31 protein-coding genes, 1 riboswitch and 1 other annotated feature are annotated in these 25,765 nt (G+C 33.9%); of the genes, 12 read left to right on the forward strand and 19 right to left on the reverse strand.

The window, feature by feature from the left end; all coding sequences use genetic code 11:
* Positions 1-259: 259 nt before the first annotated feature.
* Positions 260-736 (reverse strand): Cys-tRNA(Pro) deacylase, encoded by a 477-nt coding sequence (ybaK, locus tag AC3WVA_RS23175; protein WP_098345550.1) that lies wholly within the window; start codon positions 734-736, stop codon positions 260-262.
* A 339-nt stretch (positions 737-1,075) separates the two neighbouring features.
* On the opposite strand from ybaK, the gene AC3WVA_RS23180 reads away from it, so the two are divergent.
* Positions 1,076-2,353 (forward strand): histidine--tRNA ligase, encoded by a 1,278-nt coding sequence (locus tag AC3WVA_RS23180; protein WP_098881556.1) that lies wholly within the window; start codon positions 1,076-1,078, stop codon positions 2,351-2,353.
* Between the two features lie 162 nt (positions 2,354-2,515).
* On the forward strand, positions 2,516-2,827 hold the full coding sequence (locus AC3WVA_RS23185) for a hypothetical protein (protein WP_098881557.1): 312 nt from the start codon (positions 2,516-2,518) through the stop codon (positions 2,825-2,827).
* 121 nt (positions 2,828-2,948) lie between these two features.
* Here AC3WVA_RS23185 and AC3WVA_RS23190 read toward each other — a convergent pair whose 3' ends face one another.
* Positions 2,949-3,329: a winged helix-turn-helix transcriptional regulator gene (locus AC3WVA_RS23190; protein ID WP_071758723.1), complete on the reverse strand. Its 381-nt coding sequence runs from the start codon at positions 3,327-3,329 to the stop codon at positions 2,949-2,951.
* A gap of 128 nt (positions 3,330-3,457) precedes the next feature.
* On the opposite strand from AC3WVA_RS23190, the gene AC3WVA_RS23195 reads away from it, so the two are divergent.
* The gene (locus AC3WVA_RS23195; protein ID WP_098345547.1) at positions 3,458-4,138 is read left to right on the forward strand and encodes an NAD(P)H-dependent oxidoreductase; all 681 of its coding nucleotides are present in this window, start codon (positions 3,458-3,460) and stop codon (positions 4,136-4,138) included.
* A 150-nt stretch (positions 4,139-4,288) separates the two neighbouring features.
* Positions 4,289-4,579 (forward strand): DUF1292 domain-containing protein, encoded by a 291-nt coding sequence (locus AC3WVA_RS23200; RefSeq protein WP_142342073.1) that lies wholly within the window; start codon positions 4,289-4,291, stop codon positions 4,577-4,579.
* Positions 4,580-4,780: 201 nt separating this feature from the next.
* Here AC3WVA_RS23200 and AC3WVA_RS23205 read toward each other — a convergent pair whose 3' ends face one another.
* The 6 genes from AC3WVA_RS23205 to AC3WVA_RS23230 form a co-directional block, all read right to left on the reverse strand.
* Positions 4,781-5,839, reverse strand: a complete 1,059-nt coding sequence (locus AC3WVA_RS23205) for a pyruvate kinase (RefSeq protein ID WP_098521478.1) — start codon at positions 5,837-5,839, stop codon at positions 4,781-4,783.
* Between the two features lie 92 nt (positions 5,840-5,931).
* On the reverse strand, positions 5,932-6,648 hold the full coding sequence (locus AC3WVA_RS23210) for a hypothetical protein (protein WP_098345545.1): 717 nt from the start codon (positions 6,646-6,648) through the stop codon (positions 5,932-5,934).
* 338 nt (positions 6,649-6,986) lie between these two features.
* Positions 6,987-7,745, reverse strand: a complete 759-nt coding sequence (locus tag AC3WVA_RS23215; RefSeq protein WP_098345543.1) for an SDR family oxidoreductase — start codon at positions 7,743-7,745, stop codon at positions 6,987-6,989.
* 56 nt (positions 7,746-7,801) lie between these two features.
* Complete coding sequence (locus AC3WVA_RS23220) at positions 7,802-9,460, reverse strand: putative ABC transporter permease subunit (RefSeq protein WP_088315878.1); 1,659 nt, start codon at positions 9,458-9,460, stop codon at positions 7,802-7,804.
* Entirely contained in the window at positions 9,453-10,178 is a 726-nt protein-coding gene (locus tag AC3WVA_RS23225; protein WP_048525168.1) for an ABC transporter ATP-binding protein, read from the reverse strand. The genes AC3WVA_RS23220 and AC3WVA_RS23225 overlap by 8 nt, the downstream gene beginning before the upstream one ends.
* Positions 10,179-10,264: 86 nt before the next feature.
* Positions 10,265-10,459 (reverse strand): hypothetical protein, encoded by a 195-nt coding sequence (locus tag AC3WVA_RS23230; protein WP_000958869.1) that lies wholly within the window; start codon positions 10,457-10,459, stop codon positions 10,265-10,267.
* A 179-nt stretch (positions 10,460-10,638) separates the two neighbouring features.
* Between AC3WVA_RS23230 and AC3WVA_RS23235 the strand changes: the two genes are divergently transcribed.
* Together AC3WVA_RS23235 and AC3WVA_RS23240 are read left to right on the forward strand one after the other, a co-directional pair.
* Positions 10,639-10,998, forward strand: a complete 360-nt coding sequence (locus tag AC3WVA_RS23235) for a DUF3796 domain-containing protein (protein ID WP_098345542.1) — start codon at positions 10,639-10,641, stop codon at positions 10,996-10,998.
* Positions 10,986-11,189 carry a helix-turn-helix transcriptional regulator gene (locus AC3WVA_RS23240; protein WP_044793191.1) on the forward strand — a complete coding sequence of 68 codons (204 nt, stop codon included), beginning with the start codon at positions 10,986-10,988 and terminating at the stop codon, positions 11,187-11,189. Before AC3WVA_RS23235 ends, AC3WVA_RS23240 begins: the two co-directional genes overlap by 13 nt.
* Positions 11,190-11,235: 46 nt before the next feature.
* Here the strand turns inward: AC3WVA_RS23240 and AC3WVA_RS23245 are convergent, their stop codons facing one another.
* Both AC3WVA_RS23245 and AC3WVA_RS23250 read right to left on the reverse strand, forming a co-directional pair.
* Positions 11,236-12,198 carry a tubby C-terminal domain-like protein gene (locus tag AC3WVA_RS23245; protein ID WP_098881559.1) on the reverse strand — a complete coding sequence of 321 codons (963 nt, stop codon included), beginning with the start codon at positions 12,196-12,198 and terminating at the stop codon, positions 11,236-11,238.
* Positions 12,199-12,268: 70 nt separating this feature from the next.
* Complete coding sequence (locus AC3WVA_RS23250) at positions 12,269-12,979, reverse strand: YjjG family noncanonical pyrimidine nucleotidase (RefSeq protein WP_098345540.1); 711 nt, start codon at positions 12,977-12,979, stop codon at positions 12,269-12,271.
* Positions 12,980-13,319: 340 nt separating this feature from the next.
* On the opposite strand from AC3WVA_RS23250, the gene AC3WVA_RS23255 reads away from it, so the two are divergent.
* Complete coding sequence (locus AC3WVA_RS23255) at positions 13,320-13,745, forward strand: DUF1648 domain-containing protein (protein ID WP_098521471.1); 426 nt, start codon at positions 13,320-13,322, stop codon at positions 13,743-13,745.
* Between the two features lie 95 nt (positions 13,746-13,840).
* Here the strand turns inward: AC3WVA_RS23255 and AC3WVA_RS23260 are convergent, their stop codons facing one another.
* Together AC3WVA_RS23260 and AC3WVA_RS23265 are read right to left on the reverse strand one after the other, a co-directional pair.
* A complete protein-coding gene (locus tag AC3WVA_RS23260; RefSeq protein ID WP_098345538.1) occupies positions 13,841-14,863 on the reverse strand; it encodes a tyrosine-protein phosphatase in 1,023 nt (340 codons plus the stop codon).
* A gap of 175 nt (positions 14,864-15,038) precedes the next feature.
* On the reverse strand, positions 15,039-15,761 hold the full coding sequence (locus AC3WVA_RS23265; protein WP_098345537.1) for a GNAT family N-acetyltransferase: 723 nt from the start codon (positions 15,759-15,761) through the stop codon (positions 15,039-15,041).
* 123 nt (positions 15,762-15,884) lie between these two features.
* On the opposite strand from AC3WVA_RS23265, the gene AC3WVA_RS23270 reads away from it, so the two are divergent.
* Both AC3WVA_RS23270 and AC3WVA_RS23275 read left to right on the forward strand, forming a co-directional pair.
* Positions 15,885-16,724 (forward strand): DUF2785 domain-containing protein, encoded by an 840-nt coding sequence (locus AC3WVA_RS23270; RefSeq protein WP_048525161.1) that lies wholly within the window; start codon positions 15,885-15,887, stop codon positions 16,722-16,724.
* 18 nt (positions 16,725-16,742) lie between these two features.
* A complete protein-coding gene (locus tag AC3WVA_RS23275; RefSeq protein WP_098881560.1) occupies positions 16,743-17,192 on the forward strand; it encodes an NUDIX hydrolase in 450 nt (149 codons plus the stop codon).
* A 41-nt stretch (positions 17,193-17,233) separates the two neighbouring features.
* On the opposite strand, the gene AC3WVA_RS23280 is transcribed toward AC3WVA_RS23275, so the two are convergent.
* The 4 genes from AC3WVA_RS23280 to AC3WVA_RS23295 form a co-directional block, all read right to left on the reverse strand.
* Entirely contained in the window at positions 17,234-19,723 is a 2,490-nt protein-coding gene (locus tag AC3WVA_RS23280) for an FtsX-like permease family protein (RefSeq protein WP_098881561.1), read from the reverse strand.
* Complete coding sequence (locus AC3WVA_RS23285) at positions 19,720-20,478, reverse strand: ABC transporter ATP-binding protein (protein WP_492322199.1); 759 nt, start codon at positions 20,476-20,478, stop codon at positions 19,720-19,722. Before AC3WVA_RS23285 ends, AC3WVA_RS23280 begins: the two co-directional genes overlap by 4 nt.
* Positions 20,471-20,620, reverse strand: coding sequence for a hypothetical protein (locus AC3WVA_RS23290; protein WP_000633429.1), 150 nt, complete (start codon positions 20,618-20,620; stop codon positions 20,471-20,473). The genes AC3WVA_RS23285 and AC3WVA_RS23290 overlap by 8 nt, the downstream gene beginning before the upstream one ends.
* A gap of 76 nt (positions 20,621-20,696) precedes the next feature.
* Positions 20,697-21,695: a tryptophan--tRNA ligase gene (locus tag AC3WVA_RS23295; protein ID WP_098521466.1), complete on the reverse strand. Its 999-nt coding sequence runs from the start codon at positions 21,693-21,695 to the stop codon at positions 20,697-20,699.
* Positions 21,696-21,738: 43 nt separating this feature from the next.
* Positions 21,739-21,947, reverse strand: a binding site (T-box leader).
* A gap of 152 nt (positions 21,948-22,099) precedes the next feature.
* Here AC3WVA_RS23295 and AC3WVA_RS23300 point away from each other — a divergent pair.
* On the forward strand, positions 22,100-22,411 hold the full coding sequence (locus AC3WVA_RS23300; protein WP_071758714.1) for a hypothetical protein: 312 nt from the start codon (positions 22,100-22,102) through the stop codon (positions 22,409-22,411).
* Positions 22,412-22,486: 75 nt separating this feature from the next.
* Here AC3WVA_RS23300 and AC3WVA_RS23305 read toward each other — a convergent pair whose 3' ends face one another.
* Positions 22,487-23,608 (reverse strand): AI-2E family transporter, encoded by a 1,122-nt coding sequence (locus AC3WVA_RS23305; RefSeq protein WP_141539689.1) that lies wholly within the window; start codon positions 23,606-23,608, stop codon positions 22,487-22,489.
* A gap of 63 nt (positions 23,609-23,671) precedes the next feature.
* Positions 23,672-23,920, reverse strand: coding sequence for a GlsB/YeaQ/YmgE family stress response membrane protein (locus AC3WVA_RS23310; RefSeq protein WP_098521465.1), 249 nt, complete (start codon positions 23,918-23,920; stop codon positions 23,672-23,674).
* Positions 23,921-24,056: 136 nt separating this feature from the next.
* Between AC3WVA_RS23310 and AC3WVA_RS23315 the strand changes: the two genes are divergently transcribed.
* A complete protein-coding gene (locus AC3WVA_RS23315; RefSeq protein ID WP_098881531.1) occupies positions 24,057-24,518 on the forward strand; it encodes a GNAT family N-acetyltransferase in 462 nt (153 codons plus the stop codon).
* A 38-nt stretch (positions 24,519-24,556) separates the two neighbouring features.
* A riboswitch (cyclic di-AMP (ydaO/yuaA leader) is annotated at positions 24,557-24,699 on the forward strand.
* Positions 24,700-24,796: 97 nt separating this feature from the next.
* Positions 24,797-24,940: a hypothetical protein gene (locus AC3WVA_RS23320; protein ID WP_000945246.1), complete on the forward strand. Its 144-nt coding sequence runs from the start codon at positions 24,797-24,799 to the stop codon at positions 24,938-24,940.
* A 54-nt stretch (positions 24,941-24,994) separates the two neighbouring features.
* On the opposite strand, the gene AC3WVA_RS23325 is transcribed toward AC3WVA_RS23320, so the two are convergent.
* Positions 24,995-25,750 (reverse strand): class I SAM-dependent methyltransferase, encoded by a 756-nt coding sequence (locus AC3WVA_RS23325; RefSeq protein WP_098881532.1) that lies wholly within the window; start codon positions 25,748-25,750, stop codon positions 24,995-24,997.
* Positions 25,751-25,765: the final 15 nt, after the last annotated feature.

Genomic DNA, 25,765 nt, shown 5'->3' on the forward strand with positions numbered 1-25,765 from the left:
CTTCACAAAGCCGTATAAAAAATACGAAATCCAGAGAGTCTTATTTGAGTATGTCCAAAACCGTACGCTTCTACTCCTTATTGTAAAAAAATGAGTCCGATGCCAAAAAGCATCGGACTCATTTTTTAAACTTGATGGCTATGGCCCATGTGGACAGCTTACTTACATAATTATCGTTATCAGTAGCAAAAAAAGGATAATTAGCCCCCATAATGGGCTAACTATCCTATAAAACTAGAACTTCTTTCCCTATGTATATTTATTTCGTTACCTCACCAAACTGCGCTCTCGTCACTTTTGCCAACTCATCCACTTTCAGCTCAATTTGTATACCAATTTTCCCGCCGCTTACTATGATCGTTTCAAGCGATTGCGCACTCTTATCAATGCATGTTGAAAATAACTTCTTCATCCCTACTGGTGAACAACCACCGCGAATATATCCTGACACTTTCGTAATATCTTTAACAGGAATCATTTCAATTTTCTTTTCACCAACTGATTTTGCAGCAGCTTTTAAATTTAGTTCTTCATCTACCGGAATGATAAACACATGATAATTTTTACTATTCCCTTGAGCGATTAACGTTTTATATACTTCTCTCACTTCGCGTCCAATTTTCTCAGCTACTGATACACCATCAATTTTTCCATCTTCCGGATCATATGACATCATCGAATATTCAATTTTCTCTTTATCTAATATTCGCATCGCATTTGTTTTATCTTTTTTCATAGCGCTCTCCTTAAAAGGTTATTTCATATTATTAAGTTTTATTATACACCTTTTCCATTTCCCCTACATAACTTCACGTATATTTCAAAACTAAAAATATTGATAATTCAAAAATCATCTGATATAATTTGGAAAAACTTATGTTAAGGAGAGATTTCTAATGCAAAATTTTAATACTTCTTTCCAACTTCATCATCATACGTAACGCCGTGTATCCGAAGAAAAATTTTTCTTCGTGGGTACAGGGCTTTTCCTGTTGACCCACGAAGCGTTCATAAAGCTATGTGGGTATTTTTATACCTGCATAGCTTTTTTTCATTTAAAAAAGGAGTGATTACAATGGAAATGAAAAATGTAAAAGGAACGAAAGACTATTTACCAGAAGAACAAGTACTGCGAAATAAAATTAAAAGAGCTTGTGAAGATACGTTTGAACGATACGGATGTAAACCGTTAGAAACACCAACGTTAAATATGTATGAGCTTATGTCTTACAAGTACGGCGGCGGTGATGAAATATTAAAAGAAATATATACGCTTCAAGATCAAGGAAAACGCGAACTTGCCTTACGCTACGATTTAACAATTCCATTTGCAAAAGTCGTGGCAATGAATCCGAACATCCGCCTCCCTTTTAAACGGTATGAAATTGGAAAAGTATTTCGAGATGGGCCCATTAAACAAGGAAGATTTCGTGAGTTCATTCAATGTGACGTTGATATAGTCGGTGTAGAATCTGTCATGGCAGAAGCAGAACTTATGAGTATGGCGTTTGAACTGTTCCGAACGTTAAACTTAGAAGTAACGATCCAATATAATAACCGAAAATTGTTGAACGGTATTCTCCAGTCTATTAACATCCCTACTGAACGAACGAGTGACGTCATTTTATCATTAGACAAAATCGAAAAGATTGGGATTGACGGTGTACGAAAAGATGTACTTGAGCGCGGAATTTCTGAAGAAATGGCTGATACGATATGTAATACCGTTTTATCTTGTCTAAAGCTTTCAATTGCTGACTTTAAAGAGGCTTTCAATACTCCACTCGTTGCCGAGGGAGTAAACGAATTACAACAATTACAGCAATATTTAATCGCCCTTGGAATAAATGAAAATGCTATATTCAATCCGTTTTTAGCGCGAGGACTTACAATGTATACAGGCACCGTATATGAAATCTTTCTAAAAGACGGCTCGATTACATCCAGCATCGGTAGCGGCGGTCGATACGATAATATTATCGGAGCATTCCGTGGCGATAACATGAGCTATCCAACAGTCGGTATTTCATTCGGTTTAGACGTTATTTATACAGCACTATCTCAGAAAGAAACAATATCATCTACAGCAGATATATTTATCATCCCAATCGGTACAGAGTTACAATGCTTACAAATTGCCCAGCGATTACGTTCTACCACTTCCTTAAAAATCGAACTTGAACTAGCAGGCCGTAAATTAAAACGTGCCCTTAATTATGCAAATAAAGAGAATATCCCTTATGTGCTTATTATCGGGGAAGAAGAACTTAGTACAGACACTGTTGTGCTGCGGAATATGAAGGAAGGTAGTGAGGTGAAGGTTCCCCTTTCTTCTTTAAGTAGTTATTTATAATACGAACCACCCTCGTTTGGGTGGTTTTTCTATTTTAAAGATAACGAAACAATTAGTTAACATAAAATAATTACCTTTAACTAATAACCACAAATATTTAATATCCTATCACCTATTAATTTTGGTAATATATAGATATGAATTGTTTTAGGAGGATTAACTTTGAAAACCTACATACAAGCACTAAAGTGGATCACAGGGATCTATCACCTTTTATTACTTCCTTGCTATTATATATTTCCAAGTCTTGTTAACCTATATGGGATACCTTTGCTACTATTGATTGCTTTACATATCACTACCATCTTATTAGCTAAAAAAGAAGGCCTGAATACGTATCCTCATTCTATCGGTATTATCGTTACCCTATTTGCCTTCTTTCCTTATATAGAAATGGTTCTACATTTTATAGCAGCCGTTTTCCTTTTATTAGATGCCGCTTCTACTACTAAAAAGGAAGTTTTTGATTCATAGCAAAATCAATAGTACATCCCAAGAATAGATTCTCATGCATTTTAATTACAACCAAAAGTTTAGAAAGTAAAAAATAAAAGGTGTCTTCACATATGGAAAACACCTTTTATTTCTACAACTCTTAACTATTATTTTTCGTATTCCTACTCTCCAAAACTTTCTCCATATTTTGAGTCGCCCATTCCATCATTAATAGAATGATTGGACGTAGTGATTCACCAAGCTCTGTTAATGAATATTCTACTTTCGGAGGCACTTCACGGTATACTTCACGATGTATAATGCCATCCGCTTCAAGTTCTCTCAGCTGCAGTGTTAACATTCTTTGTGTGATATTAGGTTTTAATCTTTTTAATTCATTAAACCTCTTTGTACCATCTAATAAATGATACAAAATAACCCCTTTCCATTTTCCACCAATAACCTCAACCATAGCTTCCACTGGACAAGAATATTTATTTAAAAATGGGTAATTTATATTATTTTCGTTTGAACAATCCATCAAAAATCCCTTCCCTTATCAATAGTATCTTTTTTGATACTATAACACATAAATGTGCGTACTTGTTTCTATGTTACTTTAAAAATATAATTTACTTACAAAATACATTAATGAAAAGAGGAACTTTTATGACAAATACAAAACAAATTACAAAAGAGAAAATTATGGAGGCCTTTCATTTCAGACATGCATGTAAAGAGTTCGATCCTATGCACAAAATTTCAGAAGAAGATTTTCATTTCATTTTAGAAACAGGCAGATTATCTCCTTCTTCTTTTGGATATGAACCTTGGAAATTTATTGTCGTACAAAATAAAGAATTAAGAGAAAAACTACAACCACATTCATGGGGCGCTGGTGGGCAACTTGCAACAGCTAGTCACTTTGTTATTGTTCTTTCAAGAAATATTAAAGATATGCATTATGATGCAGAGTATATTAAACATATGATGAACGATATTATTGGATTACCTGAAGACACTCAACAAATTAGATATGAATTCTTCAAAAAGTTCCAGGAAACAGATTTTAACTTATTACAATCCGATCGTGCTGTATTTGATTGGGCATCTAAGCAAACTTATATTGCTTTAGGTAATATGATGACGAGCGCAGCTCAAATCGGTATTGATTCTTGTCCAATAGAAGGATTTGATAAAGAGAAAGTAGATTCTTTACTTCGTCAAGAAGGCATTATAAAAGACGATAATCTTGAAGTATCAGTTATGGTTGCCTTTGGTTACCGTAAAGAAGAGCCAAAGCGCGATAAAACAAGACAGACTATGGATACAATTGTTGAATGGATTTAGTAAGATAACACGCGCTCCTTATAGCTGTATACGCATACTAAAGAAGTAGAATTTCATTTTTCTTATGTATGAAATTGATTTTTCATGGAAAACTATATTAGTATGTATGCAGTTTAAACACTCTATTTATTAGAGCTGGACAGGAGGAGAATGAATATGTCTGATATTGAAGTTGGCGAAGTGTTTACTCTTAGTGATGAGAATAACGAAGAGCAAGAGGTAGAAGTACTTGGAGCGATGGATGTCGAAGGCGCAGAATATATTGCCGTTGCCTTTGTGGAGGATATCCAAACCGAAACTGAGGAAGACATTGATATTTTCTTTTTAAAAGTAGAAGAAGATAATGAATTCTCATACATTGAAAATGATGAAGAGTTTGATAAAGTATCTGCTGCATTTGAAAAGATTTTGGATGAGCAAGAGCAAGAGCAAGAAGAATAGGAATGAAACACAAGAGGACGGATGCATATCCGCCCTCTTTTTATTTATCCCGCTATTCGCCGTGCAGTAAGACTCCCACCTCAAAATTCGGCGAATATGGAGCAGTTAGGTAGGAGGTCCACTGCCCGTTAAAGCCCGATTGGTGAAGGCTAATAATCAGTGGGGATGGACAAACCCTCCACTGATTAAAGTTTCACTTTATCACTCATCCAAAGACTTATGCAGCAATTCCAGTACATCTTTCATCACAAAAGGACCGTCTTTTTTCACATGTTCCGCAAATTCTGAAACGAGACGTAATGTTTTTACACTTTCAATCGGATGCTCGCCTGATGCACTTTCAGCAGAAAGCATAACAGCATTCGTTCCGTCGAGTACAGCTTGAAACACATCAGTCACCTCAGCCCTTGTTGGAATAGAATGATCTACCATTGATTGAAGCATTTGTGTCGCTGTAATAACATATGTATTCGTTCGATTACATTCCTGAATCATCATTTTCTGCAAGAGCGGAATAAATTGATACGGTAACTCTACTCCTAAATCCCCCCTTGCAATCATAATTCCATCTACTTCTTTACAAATATCTTGAAAATTCTCGATTGCTTCCATCGTTTCTATTTTAGCAATTAAATTAGGAGCAGTTTCTTTATGCCCTTTTATAAAATCCCTTATTTCTTTTATATGGCTAGATTTTCTCACAAAAGAACACGCAATAAAATCGACTTCCTCTTCTAAAAGAAACTGAATATCTTTTTTATCTTTCTCTGTAATAGCCGGTAAACTAACGATTGCCCCCGGTAAGTTCACCCCTTTATGTGAGGAAATATTACCACCCGTTTTCACCTTTGTTTCTATTTTATCCGTACTTACCTTCTCAACGATTAACTCAACTTCACCATCATTAATTAAAATTCTACTTCCCACTTTCACATCATTCGCAATTCCTTCATAATCAACACTTGCTTCTTCATTGCTCCCTGTAACTGGTTGCGTATGTAAAATAAAAGAATCTCCCGCCTGAAGCGTAATTTGTTCTCCTTTTACTTCACCTAATCTTATTTTAGGGCCTTGTACATCGCCTAAAATTTTAATAGAATCATCTAACGATTTGACTAAATGAATGATATCTTTATGACTTTCATGCGTGCCATGTGATAAATTCAACCGCACTATTTTCATGCCATTGTTTATTAACTGCGCTAATGTTTCTTTATTATTACTTGCTGGCCCTATTGTACAAATCCGATCAATTGTCATATTTATCACTATCCTTTCTTCATTAGGATTCCCATAAACTTTCATTACACTCTCAACATAAAAAAGCCTACTTACACAGTAGGCTTTTAAAACTACGAAAGTTTCGTTAATAACTGAGTTAAATCTTTTTTCGTTTTCGTCGTTAATGACTTCATTTTATTAATATCTATCTTTTCTTTCTCCGCTCCTACAATTAACGGGTACATACTTTGTCCAATTGTTTTATATTCAGCTGGGTGTGATGCTTCTAGCTCTTTCTCAATCACATCCCACTTTTCATTAATTTGTTTTCCAAGTTTATTTACTGTTTCTAATTTCGGATTGGCAGCTAATTGCTTGTCTAAACTATCAACTAATGCAGCAACTTCTTTTACATTTGTTTTCACAGCTACGCTTTTCTTTGGATCTTTCGTTGTTTTCCCGTTTGCGTTTGTACTTGTACTTGTACTTTGATCTGTTGTTTTTCCGCTAGTCGTTTGATCATTCGTTTTTCCTGTCGTCTCTTTTTCTTTTGTTTTCACATTCTCATTTTGCGATGACGTTTTACCGTTACTTTCTGTTCCTGATGATTCTTTCGTATTTTTTGCATCTTTCTCTGTTTTTTCGTTTGAAGAAGTATTTGTTTCTTTGTCAGTATCTTTCGTTGTTTTTGACGTTTCATCTGCACTTGTCGTTTTTGCTTCTCCTTCATTTTGCGCTGTTACTTGCTCTTTCTTTTCTGTCTCTTTATCTGCTGATGGACTACAAGCTGCCATAGTAAGCATTGTACCAATTGTTATCGATGCGATAGCGACCTTTTTCATTTTCATATAAATCCCCCTATGTTTACTTTATTTATCCTCCCCTTTACGATTCGATTTCCCCTTAAAAAATCCCTTTTCATACGAATTACCATCTTTCCGACAGTAATCTTCATAATAATACGTACAAAAAACGATAAATCTATTTGAACATTCGAGTTTCTTCTACTACATTTTTCTTCTCTTTGGCAAAAGAAAAAGAGTATATTGTCACATGAAGAATTACGATCTTCATATAACGATATACTCTCCTATCAAATTTTTATCTTTCTTGACATTTTATTTAAACAAAAAAATAAAATTTCCCTTCATTTTTTTGTTTCTCAATAATTGTTAACATAATATATTTATGAGTAACCGCCGTTCGAATGAATAACTTGACCCGTAATCCATTTTGCTTCTTCACTTACTAAAAAAGAAATTAAGCGTGCTGCGTCCGCCGGTTCCCCTACTTTATTTTGCGGAAACTTCCATACTAAATGATGCTTCAGTTCCTCTGTAATCCATCCTGTATTCGTCGGTCCAGGATCAACAGCATTAACTGTAATCCCCTTCTCCATCGCAACAGGTGCTACTGATTTTGTAAATGCTTCAATTGCTCCTTTCGTCGCTACGTATGCTAGTTCATCAGGCATTGGCCCTAACGACTGCCCTGAAGTAAGATTAATAATACTTCCACTCTCCTTGCTTGCATAATGTTTTATAAATAATGAACTTAATAACATAGTAGCGCGAACATTCACTGTATAATGTTTATCTAACTGTTCTACGTTTAATTCCTCAATTCTCGTATGAGTAGCATACGCTGCATTATTAATTAAAATAGATGGATCACCTAAACGTTCTGAGACCATATAAAACAAACGATTGGGCGAATACGACTGCGATAAATTGATTTCTGCCATTTCACATTGAACACCTAAACTTTCAATCTCCTCTTTCAACAAAAAGGGCTCTTTGTCATGCATTCCCCACGGCATCGCTTTATCATACTGAGACCAGTACGTGAAAAAAATGTCTATCCCTTCTTGAGCAAGCACCTTGCATACAGCTGCACCAATTCCATTCAGACGAGTTGCCCCTGTTACAATTGCTATTTTCTTCACCTTTTCTCCTCCATCTATGGATAAATCCTCTGCACGAATACAGAGGATCTATCTATTTATTCAATATTTGACAATATACGTTCTGCACCTAATTTTAAAATTTTAATGAAGATATAATTTACAATCGTAAACATTACAAATAAAACGATAAACATTACCCACAATCCTACTTGAAGGAAGAAGTATAATAAACCTACTCCCGCAACAATAACTAAAGCTATAAAAATATTAGCTAAGAAATTCCACAATGTTGTATATCGGCTCTTAAATAATTTCTGTTCTGTATCCCAATGAATATCTGCAGTTTGTGCATCCCAGCGTGTACCGATTAAATTAATTAACAGTAACCCGTTCGCACTTAGTAAAAACCACAGTAACATAAATACAGGAGAAATCCCTGCTACAACTGCCATCGTAATGCCGAATACTGCTAAAATGATCACATTAATTAACCAAGCCGTTATCGCTTTCGCAAAAAAGATATCTGAAGCTTTTACAGGTAAATAACGATTTACAAACCATGAACTTCCATCACGTGAAAATGATGTTGTTGCGATGACGTTACTTCCCATTAAAAATAGCGATGCACAAAGACCCACGCCAATTGCAAGGCCTGCTGATTTTGGGTTATCAATATACCCTGTAATCCACTTTAAATTCCCGTCTTGCACGAATAAAACAAAGAATAACATAATCGGCATAACGAAAGTTTGTACGATACAATTTAAGAAAAATTGTGGTGTACGGAATAACGTTTTAAATTCCTTTTTCACATACGCTTTTAAATGTGAACTTTGTACCGTTGATTTCTGTAATCCTTCTGCTGAAATGACCTCTTTTTTTGCTGTACTCGTTGAAAGTCCAATAACCCCTTTTAAATATGTACGCTCTGCAATGTAATAAAACAACACAAAAAATACAAATGAAATAAGTGCAAAGATTAATACGTATAAAGGACCCTTCCAATTTGCATTTTCTACTAATGCCACTGCTCCGAAATATGTAGTTGGAAAATAGTTTGTCATTTGTACTAAAAGAGAAGATTGGTTGTTCGCAAGGTAATCCGCAATTGCATCTTCAGAAAACGAGCTTTTATTTTTCCACTGTAAAAATACATTAATTCCTACAATAAATAGTATACTTACAATTCCAATAAATATATTTCCTCGGTCTTTATTTTTTGCTATATTTGTATACCTCATAATAACTGTCATCAGTAACGAAGCTAGTACTAACGGCACAATCGGGAAGAGTAAGTAAATAAAAATCATGTATATGTAATATGTAATAAATGCACTACTTTTTAACCCGTACGTAATAAAGATTGGTAATAAAATGAATGAACTCATTACGTATTGTGTTATTAATACTGTTAAAAATTTCGCCGAAATAATTTGCGCTGGTTTTAATGGTAATGGTAGTAACATTTCAATGTCATTACTATAGTAAAATACAGTTAAAATGTTCGTTATACTCATTAAAAATACCCATATACTCGCAATCGCAAGTCCCATTGCGATAATCATTCCTGGATCTTGCCCTAAATGTATCATTCCCTCATACATTGCGTGCGTGATAGAACCAAATAGTAAAAAGCCGACAAATAAAATGGCTGCAAATGAAAATACATACGCCCATCGCTTCTTCTTATCTGTTATAAAATCTGCATAATTTAATTTTAATAATACTTTCGTTAACGTCCAAATTTTACTCATTGCCCGTCATCTCCAAGAACATTTTTTCAAGTGATTCATTGGATTTAAAATGATCTCTCATTTCATCTAAATTCCCTTTAAACTGAAGATTGCCCTTATTAATAATTGCAACGCGGTCACATATTTTTTCTGCTACTTCTAATACGTGTGTCGAGAAAAATACAATCTTTCCTTTATCCGCATGTTCTCTCATCATTTCTTTTAAAATATATGCGGATTTCGGATCAAGCCCCGTTAACGGTTCATCTAAAATCCATATATCTGGCTCATGCACGAGCACACCAATAATAACGATTTTTTGTCTCATACCGTGCGAATAACTTTGAATTTGATCCGATAACGCATTGTAAAGATCAAATTTCTTCGCTAAAGACTCAATTCGCTCTTGTCGTACTTCTTTCGGCACTTCATACATATCTGCCATAAAGTTTAAATATTCAATTCCTTTTAATCGTAAAAACATATCTGGGCTATCTGGGACATAACCAAACGTCCTTTTCGCTTCCATCGGATTTTTCATAATATCTATACCATTAATCGTAATCGTTCCTTTGTCCACCCCATGAATACCAGTAATCATCTTAATTGTCGTTGATTTACCCGCACCATTCGGCCCTAAAAATCCAAAAATTTCTCCGCTAGGCACAGATAAACTTAAATCTTTCACTGCATAAGTAGACCCATTATAACTTTTTGACACATTTGTAATTTCAATCATTACATCCAATCCTTTCCTTAATTACCAAATAACTATATTAACATTATAGCATACTTATATTTTTAGATTTTTTTATTTTTCAGTTTTTAACCTTTAAAATAAATATACAAACCTAACCCAACGATTAAAACGACAGCTAGTATAATATAAATCATCGTAAGTCTTCTAATATTCCCCTTTGTCGCCTTACTATAATTCGCATCACCATTTCGCCCGATTAACACCGTCGCAACTACAGTAATGACTACAAGTAATACAACGATCATGATCCAAGTTAACATACCTTCCTCCCCCTCCTTACAACCATTTTACAATATTATCCTCTTTATTTCGCAGTATATTTCCTCTTTTTACTATTATTATGAAAAGAATTGGAAAACTATTATTACTATACATTTTTACATGTGATATATTTATAACATAACGTGAATTATTTCTAACATTCTAAGGAGGACCTATTATGAAAACTACTTGGATTAAATATTTAGGGTTTCTCGGTTTCTTTGGATTTCTCGGCTTTTTTTACGACAAAGGATTGTTTACTATGTTTTGTTTCTTCTCCTTTTTCACATCGTATAGAACGGTTCAACACGATGAACTATTTGAACAAATCGTCAATAAATCGTGCCGCAATGCCTTTATCGTTACATTACTAACTACCGCTATCATTCTGTTTATTGAAATGTTATTTCCAAACCCGGTACTACAAGAGATTGATATCGCTCTTATTTTCGGCACACTCATTCTTACGTTCGGCTTCTCTATGTTCTTTTACGATAAACCTGTTGATGAAACGGAAGATGCACCATGGCGTTCGTAACGAAAATAAAAGAATACCGCGCCAAGTTGAACATGACACAAGAAGATTTAGCGAAAAGTGTTGGTGTACGCCGTGAAACAATTAGCCATCTTGAAAAAGGAAAATATAATCCTTCCTTACAGCTTGCTCACGATATAGCGAAAGCGCTTCATAGTACGATTGATGAGATTTTTATTTTTGAGAATAAATAAAAATACCGGCATCCTTCCCATGAAGAATGCCGGTATTTCTCATTTATCACCCATACAAAACAGCATGAAATACGCCTAATAGTAAATATTGATCTTCTATATAACCCTCATCATACACATTCATCTCAATATCATACATATCTTCCTCAAGACGAATGTTCCAATCTGCGATTACATAGCCGTTTCGTAATAACTTTCCAAGCCCAATTGTAGTTTTGTGAACAACATATTCTTCTCTCTTAAATGTAAAGGTAAATAAGAAATTTGCATCTAATAACTTTCCGTCACATACAAGTATTTCATGCTCTGCATCCTGATGATCGATGTACGTTACTAAAATCCTTCTTTGGCGCTGCCTACTTACATCCTTTGCAACGACGCGAATATTGTCCTTACTATCCTTTATTTCATAAATGATATTACTACCGACTTTTGGAATAAAGTCTAGCACTTTCATCAACGTATTTTTATAATAGCCCCGTACTGCGCCTACTCTTTCGCTTTCATTATAAACCTCTATTGACGTCGTATCCGCCTTACTATCACACAGTCGTTTATAAGAAAGCTGCATCATTCGCTCTCCTCTTAAGTACTGATCAAACGTCACAGGATATTCTATCGCGCGCAGTTCCTTATTTAGCTCCTTCAAATAACGCCCAACGCTTTCTACTAATGCTGTAGTGGATATACGCTCTTGTAGTTCAAATTGCTGCCAACTAGAAGAAACTCTCCACTGATCTTCCTCTTCGTATACGAAGCCGAGAATTACTTCCTCACGGTCACTCGTTTCATAATTCAACTGTTCGTTCTGCCCGTTTTGCACTTGTTCCATCCACTGTCCTAAATAAATGCCGAGCTCTGCGACCTTCATACGGGACTTCTGGAAAAGTACGCTGTCACCGACAAGAATCGTTACATCCCCTTCAATAAAGCCATTTGCATATGCGGCATACCGCGGTTCATCCTTCTGCGGAATACTTTTGTCTAACTCAAATAAAAACGTTAACATTCTTTACTCACCTCTAGTTGTTACACAGCTCTTTCCTATATTAACTGTAACTGAACATATATCAATACACTTAAAATGAAGCTACTTTTTCTTTAGTCACTTCTACAATTTCTAAAATTTGTTGCAGACTCTCCACTTCATAATTCGGCTTAACATCTGTCCTATTTTCTTTCAAACTCGGATTATACCAACACGTATCAATGCCGTAATCTTCTCCGCCTCTCATATCAGAAGAAAGCGAATCTCCAACCATTAATACACTTGATTTATCTGTAATCCCAAACTTTTCAAACGCATAATCAAAAATCTCACGTGCTGGTTTTTGATGACCAACCTCTTCTGAAATAATAATATGATCAAAGAAATTACATAAAGGCGAATTTCCAATTCTCGATTGTTGCACCTTCGTATATCCATTCGTAATAATACCTAACTTGCAATCTTGTAGATTCTCACATAATTGCACTGCACCTTCTATAAGATGTACTTCTTTCCCTAAGTTTTCAAGATATACATCGCTAAATTGCTGCGCATCTACTTTTATATTATGAAGGGCAAATAATTGTCTAAATCGATCTACCGCTAATTCACTTAGCGTAATCATTTTATTTTCTAAATCTCTCCATAATCCATTACTAATCTCTTTATAACTTGCAAGATAATCATTATACCCTGTAGGCATCCCGAACTGTACAAACGCATTATGTAATGCGTGTCTTTCCGTTTCAGGGAAATCTAATAATGTATCGTCTACGTCGAATAATATAACTTTATATTTCATTATGCTCTCCTCAACTAGTACGTTATTTACAACTTGTATTTTCTCATTAATTGACTCTTAAGTCGAATTTTTTTCTTTTACGAAAAGCTACTATCCAGAGATCTTACAGTTGCTTAAGATACATGAGTCATGTTATTCAAAAATAATTAATTGTGAAAATACTATAAATTTGAGATAATTCTGATAATAGATTTGAATTTTAAAAAGATAATACAGGAAATGTATTACTCTAGTTATTATAGGAAGGGAGCGGAAAAATATAGTAAATTCATGGGAAAGACCTAAAATAAAAATTCCAAGAACAAAAAGTGAATGGGTTGGAGATATTATTGGATATTCATTGTTCTTTGGATCAATCATTTTTTTGATTATCATTTGGGGAAGATTACCTGAGGAAGTACCCACACATTATAACGCATATGGGGCTGTAGATCGTTGGGGATCCAAATGGGAGCTTTTACTTCTACCAGGAATAGGAGCATTCATACTCCTTTTAATGCAGACTTTAGAAAAGTTTCCAGAAGTTCATAACTATCCAAAAAGATTTAATGAATCGAATGCTGATCAGTTTTATTTAAATAGCAGAAAAATGCTTAATCAATTAAAAAATGTCTGTTTACTTATTTTTTCTTTCATCCAATTTGAAACAATTTCAATAGCATTAAATTGGAGTGGCGGTTTTGGTAAATTATTTTTACCAATATTATTAATTGGGACAGCTATTCCAATTATTATAGGCATAATAAGGCAACGAAAAATTTCATAATGCAAACAACGATATTCGGTTATCAATCACCTTATGGAACAAAATTATATGAACAATAAGAAAAGGAGGCTAATCCACATCAGCCTCCCTCCCCATTATTTTTCCTCTAACAATAACTCTTTCATTTCCTCTAACGACTCTTTCGTAAAGCCTAAAGCTTTTTCAGCATATGCTTCAACTGAACCGTATTGCTTTTTCACTTCATCAATCGCAGCTTGTAAATATTCAGCACGTGCTTCAAACATTGCACCTAATATCGCTCTACTTTCGTCGTTTTGTAGTTTTGCACCTAAAAAGGCCATCATTTTCTCATTTAATTTTTCACGGAAACCGTTACTTAGTAAGTAGTCTTCCATTACTGTTTTTTCCGGTACACCTAGTAAAAGTAATAACAGTGCCGATCCAAATCCAGTACGATCTTTTCCAGCTGTACAATGGTTTACTAACGGTAAGTTTTCTGGATTTTGCGCTAAGTTTAAGAAGCTCACGAATGCCTCATTACCACTTACGAAATCTTGATTCATTTTCACAAGATACTCACCTGGTTTCCCTAACATAGAAAGGTCACCAACTTGGAAAAACTCGTTTATATTTAAATCTTTCGCTAAGTCTTGCATAACTGGTAAGCACACTTGACGAGCGCCTGTAATTTCTGGGTTGGGCTTATGCTTTACCTCGAAGTCTGTACGATAGTCACAAATTAACTTTAAGCCAGACTTTTGTAAATAGTCGATATCCCACTCTGTTAGTCCTGCTAATTCTTCAGAGCGGTACAACTTGCCCCATTTTACTTTACGGCCATCTGTCGTCTCATATCCTCCCATATCACGGAAGTTAAACGCACCTTGTAATGGCAATCTACGCTCAGCTACTGTCACTGCTTGTCCATTACTTCCTACTAGTCTAAAATATGGACGCTCATTTTCACTCGGGTTTACAATTGTACATGATGATTCTCCATTTACCTTTGCAAGTAATTCGCCATTTTCTTCAATATGATCTGGCGAAGTACTCCAGTAAATGCGAACTTCTTCTATATTATTTTCCCATTTTATATATAACGTATTATCTTCATTTCTTTCTACAGTTGCTTGTAACCCACTTCTTTGCTGCTCCATTCTTTCACCAACGCTTTCTCATATAATCGAATCTTTCTTTATTGTATTATAGAAATATCTACTTTGTCGTTCTCATTTTTCTTTTTATCTTACAAAAAGGCAAGAAGTTCTTTTATTTGTTCATAAGTTGTACACGGATTTCCGTTAAACAAGTTCAAGAACCTTTTCCATCTTCCTAAAACACCCTCACATATCGCTCAGTACAACTCAGTAACTGACATCCATTCTTTTCAAAAACATCCTTCATCCATTCATTTTGTACATTTGTCTCGCCAATATAATAAGATGCACCTATTTCTTTTAAGACAAACATTGCACCTGTGAAGAATGCTCCTTCGTACCCTTTATTTCGCATATTTGGAGCGACTGCGAAATACATGAGTTTTCCTTCTTCTAACGTTCCTCTTTCAATATGCGGGATTACAATTCCTATTGGCTCTTCATCAATACTCGCTGTTAAACAATGCTCTTTCCATTGCTCCCCAATTTCTTGTAGCATCATATTTACAAATTGATCATAAGTGACTTGTTCTTCCGTCATTTCGTTCCAAAGAGAATAAAATGTATCTTCTCCTACTTCTTCAATCAGCTTAAAATCAATTTCACTTTCTACATCTTCTACTTCATATATATCCTTAAATACAATCATGTTTTCAGTAATATATTCAAATGAATACGTTTCGAAACATTTTTTATACACATCGTAATTTGGACTTTTTGAAGAAATCTCAAAGTGTAAGTTTTCTATTCCCTCTTTTTCAGCCTCAGCAACGCAATATTGCATCATTTCCTTTAATTGCGCTTCTGTAAAAGGCTCTGCATTATTTTCTTTTATCATGATCGAAGAAGCATTTCTTCTTATTTTAAAATGTTTTTCTAACTGTTCTATAGTCATCATATACTTCCCTCATCTATGTCATACTCGAATTTCTATTTGTTCTCCTTGCATGAGCAGGATTGTCCTTGAATATATAGAATACTAGAAAACATCGCATCTTTAAAGTGCGGAGGAGGTTCTCCATTGGATATTACAGAGCTGCAACAACAGTTAGAGCTTATACAACAAAATGACTATACGCAACTACAACATATAGATATAAATGAGTTAACACTCAACATGCTTCAGTATATCGGAACGACTGATAGTTACGTTCGTTACCAACTTATATATAAATGTTTTGCACATTTCATTCATCATGAATTCCTTATGGATGATCAGCTGAAATTACTTTTACAAACTTGTTTAAGTGATGAGTATTTATATTGTGACATTTACTCCCCACATACAGATGGGGTTTTCACACGTTCTTATACTGTCTCGTTAATTGCGTTAATACTCCAATTCGCTAACTCGCACTACTTTTTTACAGAGGAGGATATCGAAGACATAAAAAACAAACTCATTACATACACAAACTTAGAAACAGATTTCCGGGGCTATATTGAAAATAAAGGATGGGCTCATTGTCTTGCCCACGTATCTGATGCCTTTACTGAAATTGTTCATAATTCCTATACGACTTTTAAGTGGTACGAAGAATTAATTCATTGTTTATTAAATAAAATCTTCATTCCATCTGACCTTTTTCATAATAATGAAGATGAACGAATTGTTACGCCGTTACTATCGATGCTATATCATGACTTCCCGCAAGATGAGTTAATTTCAATTATTCATAAAAAAATAAAAAGGCTTCCTCAAATTAGAAAACGCCTTTCGCTAAATGAATATTGTATTTTATGTGCCAACATTAAAACCTTTTTACGTACATTATTTTTTAGAACGAAAGATGATCATAACTTAGCCTTTACTGCACGTAAAACAGAAACAATGTTAAAAGAACTTCCTAACTATTATTAACATATAAGGAGAACAAATATGGGTTATATTGAAGACATGAGAAATTTAGTAGGAAATCATCCACTTATTTTAATAGGTTCACACGCCATTATATTAAATGAGAAAAATGAAATATTACTGCAACTCCGTACAGATTTTAACCGCTGGGGCATTATTGGTGGTGCATTAGAATATAACGAAACATTAGAAGACGCTTTAAAACGAGAAGTATATGAAGAAACGGGGCTTATTATTAAAAATCCAGAACTATTCCGTGCATACTCAGGACCTGATTTCTTTCAAATCTATCCAAACGGCGATCAAGTACACGGTGTACTCGTTGTTTATATTTGCCGTGAATTCAGCGGTGAACTTGTGTGTGACCAAACGGAATCGAAAGAACTGCGCTTTTTTCCACTTGATGAGTTACCTAGTAATCTTCCTTCTGTTATTGAGAGGATTGTTACTGACTTTCAGAATTCGAATTGAATTATTAATATAGTCAAGATGGAATTCATCTTGACTATATTTTATTTATTATCTTTATTTACCTCTTGAACAATATCCCTGTTTCCTATTCTATTAGCAAAAGGGATAAAAATAATAAGGACCATTCCGAACATCCCCGTTATTACCGTTACGATAAGTTTGAAATCAAAATATACAGGTGTATGATCTATTATACTTACCATATAGGTTAAAGATATCCCTATCAAAGCCCCTAGTATAATCCCAATAAGTACATATAAATGAACTTGTGTCAAAATAATTTGTACAATCCCTTTTTTCTTAACTGTTATTGCTCGTAAAATCGCAAACTCTTTTCTTTTAGATTGAATATTATTTATAAGTGTATTACATACCCCTAATGTTACACTAAACAAAATTACTACAATAACACCAATAAAGATGGACCACCTTTGCTGAAACATTAAATTAGATTGCTTTAACGATTGAGTATAACTACTTATTTTTAATTGTGGATATTGACCTTTTAGTTTCTTTAATTGCTCCAACGTCTCTCTCTCATTATTTGAACTAATAAATGCCCGCTCAAAAACTGTATAACTTTGTTTATATGTTACATTACTCCAATCCATCAGTACCGAAGGCGAATTTGGTAGCTCATTAACAATTAATCCGATTTCTACCTTACTAGTCGGTCGAACTTTTTGTTCCTGTTCTGAAAACAGACCCAATTGAACGATATCACCTACATGAAGTTTATACCGCTCCGCTAACTCTTTTTTAACAATTATACTATTCTCCAAATTTGCAGGTACTTCTGGCAATAATCCTTGCTTTTCCATTTCCTTCAAATCACCTAAATTATAGTCAAAAGTAATATATTTTTCACCATGTTTTAATTCTGCAAGTGAGTTCGTACTAATCGTACTAGCTCCTTTTACACTACTTATTTCTTTACATATATTTTGTATATGAGGTGAGGAAATTGTTGAATCATTATTCAAACGATTTTCTACAACAATATGTGTTGGAAATTCTCGCTTTAAATATCTTTCATTATTTTTTTGCATCGTTTTAAATATAGTGGATCCGAAGACAACTATCACCATCATTGTACTTATCATTAAGATAACAAATGTATTTTTCCTTACTTGCGGAATTACATTTTTAATAGCAACAAATGTGTTCCTTCCAAATATTTTTTTCAATAAAGGTAGACATGCTAGTAATATCGAAGAAATATAAATCGGAAATAAAATATATAATCCTAAAACGAGAAATATAGCTCCTATTAATATCACTATTGCCTGCGTATCTCCCGCATTTGCTAAAAATCCACCTAAAACAGTTAAAAATATACTACTAATTAAAAGGAAATTCCCCATCATACTGCGTGTTTTTTTATTAGAAAAGTCGGATTCTTCATTTTCGCGCATAAGCTTTACTGGCAATATTTTCGAACTTCTGTATGAAGGATATAACATAAACAATTCAATAAAAAAGATACTACAAATCATTGTTACAATTGCTATTTTATAGTCGAAACTCATTGAATTCATTTGAAAAGCAAATATATGCTCTAGCCACCTTTGTAAAAAACGATTACTTATTACAGCTAGTAACAAACCAAATATTCCACCAAAAAAATTAATTACACTACATTGAATAAATATAACTTTAAACATTTGTTTCGTTGTTGCTCCCATTGATCGCATAATAGCAAATTGACTTTTATATTTATATAAAAACATTTCAAAATTAGACATCAATAATAACGCAGTAATAATAATTATTAATGCAGATAAAACGATTATAAAAATATGTAATGATGCTAAATTACTTTTTAAAAACTCATCTTCCTCTACAATATCGATTCTTAATTCTTTGTCTATTTTATGAATTTGACTAGACAACGCTAGTACATCTGCATTCTCTTTTGCTTTTATCAACACATAAGTAGCCTCATTGTGTTTACCCGTTTTTTCATATACGTGCTGTTTCACCGCACCTTCCGATAAAATGAGTATATCTGGAGCTAAACCTCCAGCTTCTATATCAGGTAACACTTCTTTTACTACATAGGATTTATTTTCTATTTCAATCTTTTCCCCAACTTTTACTTGTAAAGTTTCTGCTAATCCATCATTTAATGTTACTTCCTCATTTGATAGATTTTTAGAAAAGTGATATCGACTTTTAGATAACGAATCATTTTGAACACCTACTGTATAAATAGCTGTATTCAATTTATTCACTTGCAAATGATTTACTAATACTTTTGACATGTATTCAATATTTTCTTGTTCCTTAATATTTTGTAGTAAAGATTTATCCATCAATTTATTTTGATCAGGTTTATATCCAACAGATAAATCCATATCTCCATATAAACTTTTAACTTCATTTATAACAGACTGTTTCGCATGACTCGAAAATACAATCATCGTAACAATTAGAGAAACAGCCAACATAACGCTAACTATAGAGGAAATAACAATAAATTTATTCGTCTTAAAAAAGCGTAAGCTTAATCCCCGTACTGATTTTATCATTTTGATTTCTCCATTAATTTTTTAAATTTATCTAAAATAATATTCATATCATTTGCTCCATGAGAACACGTATAATCATCAACAACTTCTCCATTATGAAAGAAAAGAACCCGATCCGCATACGTAGCAATGTGTGGATCATGAGTAACAAGAATCATACTTTGATTAAATCTTTGTTTCATATCGACTAGTACTCGTAAAATATCATTAGACGTATTGAAATCTAAATTTCCAGTAGGTTCATCTGCAAGAACAATGGGAGGAGATGTTATTAACGCCCTACCAATTGCAACACGCTGTTGTTGTCCCCCAGAAAGCTGAACTGGTCGATGATTTCTCCAATTTACTAAACCAAGAACATCTAATATTTTATTGGTTTTTTGTCGTATCTCCTCTTCTGAATCAGTTGATAATATGAGAGGTAACGCAATATTTTCTTCTACAGATAAATCCTTTAATAAATGGAATGACTGAAAAATAAATCCTATGTTATCCCGCCTGTACTCCGTTGCATATGGTTCAACAAACATATTTGTAGGCACTTTACCATTTACATAGATAACCCCCTCATCGGGCTTATCTAGAGCACCAAGAATGTTTAGTAATGTACTCTTTCCAGATCCACTCGTTCCCATTATGGCAAGGAGTTCTCCTTTATTTAACTCCAAAGTTACATTTTGTAACGCCCTAACATTTGTATCTACACTCTCATATGTTTTACTTAAATCTTGAACCGCTAACACAACTTCACTCATCATTATTCACCTCAACATTATTAAGTTTTATTCCCTCCACCAAATTAACCTGAATTAAAATTTTTTCTTTTAAATTACTAGGTGGTACAATTTCTGTTCCTATTTGGAATAACAACACTTTTAACTCGAGAGTTGTAATCATTTCTATCCCTCCTCACTCTATATTGGTAACAAATTAAAATTTCGTTCGGTTTTTTTATAAAAAAACAAGGGAACGCTTAACGTTCCCTCTCAAATCCAATCCGTTTTTTAATTTCCGCTAAATTTACCTTCGCGATTTCTCTTGCCCGTTCAGCACCTCTTCCCAATGCTTCGTATAATAAATTCGGCTCATTCATATACATCTCATATTTCTCACGAGGTCCAGCTAATTCACGGTCCACAACGCGAAACAACTCTTTTTTCACATCGCCCCATCCAATGCCAGTTTCATACTTTTCACGCATCAACAGTATTTCATCTTCCGTCGCAAATTCTTTATATATCGTAAATAACGTTTCTAATTCTTTCTGTTCATTCGGAAGTGAGGAGTCTGTTTTAATTTTAAATATTAGCTTTCGTAGTTTTTCTTGTTCTGCAAATAATGGAATCACATTTCCGTAACTTTTACTCATCTTCCTTCCATCAAGACCAGGTAAAATGGCATCCTCTTCTTGTATGACATACTGCGGAAGTGTAAATGTCGTGTCGAATGTATGATTGAAATACGTCGCAATATCACGCGCAATTTCAATATGCTGAATTTGATCTTTTCCAACGGGTACATGAGTTGCTTGGAATAATAATATATCAGCAGCCATTAAAATCGGATACGTATATAACCCCATATTCACTCCGGCATCTAACTCTAAACCTACTTCTTTATTTTGCTCCACCTTCGCTTTATACGCATGGGCACGGTTCATAAGCCCTTTCGGAGTTAGGCAAGCTAATATCCAAGCTAGTTCTAAAATCTCCGGCACTTCTGTTTGCCTGTAGAAAATAACATCTTCTCCAAGTCCGAGTGATAACCAAGTAGCTGCTACCTCTTTCGTATAATTACTGAACTTCTCTGGATCATGTACAGCATTTAACGCATGATAATCAGCTATAAAGTATAATGCTTTCCCTTCATTACTCTTTGACATTTGTAATGCAGGTTTAATCGCCCCAATATAATTTCCTAAATGCGGGTAACCTGTCGGCTTAATTCCTGTTAACATTATTTTTTCGCTCACCCTAACTCCTCCTTTCCAAAAATAAAAAGAGCCTCTCATCCTTAAAAAGGACGAGAGACTCCCGTGGTACCACCTTAATTAGCTATCATTCATAGCTCACTTCAACCTCTTAACGTGAAGTAACCGTCTTTGCCTACTCATTTCAGCTAGAAGCTCCAGAGCCCATTCCATATTCATCCCTTACTGATTCCCACCACACATCAGCTCTCTAAAAAGTTTTGAATATGTACTCTTCTCTTTCATTGCTTTTCGTTATTTTTTACAGTTTATCACATTTCTCTTTTATCTAAAACTGAATTTTCTTTTTTTGTTAAGTTTTAACAATATTGATTACCAATTTATTACGAACGATATATAATCAATATATATAGAATCGATTTGCAATACAAAAACGAGGTGATGTTATGGGTTGGTTTACTAAAAAGAATGACGGAAAAATTGATACGTTTAATAACGATGATAAAACGCAAGATGATACTTTAGGGGTCATTATACATTTCACACCTGTCGCTATATATGTATACACTTGCGATGAATACATAGAAACATTTGACGGTGCACTCACTTTTGAAAATGAAAACGGAAATCAAGTAGAAATCGGAGGTACTTTCATTTCTCTTGAAGTGGATGCTAATTTCCGAATGGATGATTTAATTTTTGATTACAAACTAAAGGAAAGCAATCTACCTATTGTTGAATTAAAAGCCTACGCATAAGATAAATTTATTTACTATAACAAGAGTATAAATGAAAAAGAGCTAAAACAGTATTATCTGTTTTAGCTCTTTTTCCTACGTATTCAACTTAACAAATCTATAACTATGCGTTACTAACACTTTTAATATCGCATACCCTGGAATCGCTAAAATAATCCCCATAATACCAAATAAGTTTCCAGCAGTTAAAATGATAAAAATGATTGTAATTGGATGAATATCTAACTTTTTTCCCATGACTTGCGGAGAAATAAATTTACCTTCTGCTAATTGCACAACCATCATAACGATAATTACTTTTAACACCATTGCTGGCGAGTCAATAAATGCGATAATTAATGCTGGTGTAATTGCAATGATCGGTCCTACGTACGGAACGATATTTACAATCATCGCTAAAATTGCAAGCAGTACCGCATATTTAATACCAATAATAAGGTAACCAATTAATAGCATAATTCCGATAAACAAGCTAACGATAATTTGCCCTCTAATATACGAGCTAATCGCATAATGCATATCATCTAGTATTCTCATCGCTGCTGGCTGTCTTTGTTCTGAAATAAACTTTAAAAAGTGATTCGGTAATTGCTCACCATCTTTTAAAAGGTAGAACAATATAAATGGAACCATTACAAATGTTAAAACGACCTCTGTAATAGTACTTAAAAATCCAGTTACATTTCCAGTTACTGATGATAACGACTTCGTAAAATCAACTGTGTAGTCTTTTACCATACTCGCTACATCAATATTTAAATTCTCCTGAATTTTTCCTAGTAAATTACTTTCTCCAAATCTACGTGCTGCTCTCTCAATTTCATGACCGAAATACGGTAAGTTATCTATTAATGCATCAATTTGATCTTTAATAATAGGAATAACCGTCAAGACTAAAAATACAAATAATCCTATTACTATTATATATATAGAAGCTATCGATACAATTCTTGATACACCTTTCTTTTCGAGAAGCGAAACGAATGGATGCAAAATATAAAATAGTACACCCGCTAATAATACGGGGAAGAAAATTGTCTTTAAAAAGACGATAAACGGTGTAAAAACAAATGATATTTTTGTTAGTAATAAAATATTAATAAACAATAGTGCAAACCCAAGTAGCACTGCTAAATAATTGTGTTCTCTAAAAAACTTTTTCAACTTATCTCTTTTTCTTATATTTAATTTCTCCAACGAAACCACCTCTTCGAAAGATGAAAAGCCCTTATTCAGGGCTTTTCGTCATAATCTATATCTCTATTTCTTTGCAGCTTTCACTACAAATGATACAATAAGAATTAACACGATTGCACCTAATAATGCCGGCACAACATGAATCCCACCAAATGATGGCCCAAAAGATCCAAATAGTTTACTACCTAACGAAGCACCTAATAAACCTGCGATAATATTTCCAAACATACCACCCGGAAAATTTTTACCCGTTATAGAACCTGCAATTGCACCTATAATAGCACCAACTATTAATGTGATAATCCATCCCATTTTTAGTCCTCCATTTCTATTATGGTGTGTTTCTTTTTCATACTAAATTTTTATGTAACTATTATAATTATTATATCCAAAAAAGAAAAATCTTGTCAAATCTATGAAAATAAAGTCTACAAGGAGGTTTTACCCTATGATTCAAAAATTAATAACAACTTCTCACAACACCGCTACTTCTATTTTAAACATTCAAATACCCGCTTATGAAATTGAAGCAAAATATATAAATAGTACGGCTATCCCTCGTCTTTATGATACTGTAGCTGATATACAATCCTGTGATGAAATGTTTTACGGCTATTTTTATGAAGATACACTTGCTGGGTTTATTTCTTTTAAAGTAGATGAAGAGGAAGTTGATATTCATCGTTTAGTAGTATCCCCTGATCATTTTCATAAAGGGATTGCAACAAAACTACTACTATATGTATTTGACATGTTCTCCCCTTCTAAAACATATATTGTACAAACAGGGAAAGAAAATACCCCCGCTCTATCTTTATATAAAAAACATGGATTTATTGAAGTAAAGGATATCATATTACCTGATGGAGTGATTTTAACCTCACTTAAAAAATCAGAAAACAACAAATAATTTGACTTATTATTTTATTTATGTTATCTTTTACTTTATAAAACCTTTTGCTGAGTCCAAATTTTGGAGCGGGGGAACCATTTTTGTAGCCATGCTACTTGGGGCGAATCTTATTTAAGTAGGGAAACTCTCACTTCCCGAGTCCGACAGCTAACCTCGTAAGCGTAATGGGAGAGGAAGGTGCTTTTTGCCTATGTTACACATTTTGCCTCCTTAATTATAAATATGGGATCGATACCAAATAGTCACCTATATTTATAGAAAAGGAGAACTGTAAAATGTTACGTTTATCTGATCACGCAATAAAAATGATGGAGCAAAGACTTCGACTCGAACAACACCGCACATATCAAGCAAATAAAGTTGTCGATAATTTACATCACAAATACTTCTTTCAACATATTTTCCAGCCGAAAAGATAAGTACTGACCTTTAAAAAATACAGCGTACACTGAAAAAAGTGTACGCTGTATTTTTCATTTTCTCGCCTTAATAATAAAAGTAGTCGGCACCATTCTAGCTTTATATAAAGAATAATATTTCGTAGACGGCTCAGCTCGTTCTCCATCAAACGAGCTTGATGGTTCAGGCTCTTCTATTCTCTCAATTGTAAATCCAGCTCTATTTAACTCATTTATGTATGTACTTATTTTTCTCTTATATAATGTCGCTTGTACATTCTCTCCTTTAAATGTTTCAAATGTAATAGGCGTTTCCTCATGGTAAGAAGACTTGAAAGCAATTTCTTCTGTACCATACTGTAAATTTGAATATACTGGGTGCTCCCAGCTAAAAATAAAACTTCCTCCTGGCTTTACATATGAATAAATCAGTTCTAACGTTTTCCCTAAATCCGAAGTCCAACCTAATGCATAAATCGAGTACACAATATCAAAATACCCTTTCGGAATATCCGATTCCTCTTCCATTGCTCCGCATATTAACTTTGGATTCCAACTCTTTAACGTTTCATTCGCTGTTTTAATTTGTTCACTGGAAAGATCAAGCCCCCATAACTCTTCCGCCCCATGCTCTGCCATATATTGCAACGAATGCCCACTTCCACATCCAATATCAAGAACCTTTTTATTTCTAATTGAATTGAACAAATGAACCTCGTCTTCAGACGCTGTATACGGACCATATTTCGGTAAACAATCTACTTGAAAGAAATATGGTGCAACTGTATCCCAACACTTTTTATTTAAGGCTAACATTTGTGTATCCTTCATGTTCTACATTCCCCC

It is taken from the genome of Bacillus sp. EB106-04-02-XG92, from assembly GCF_058791995.1.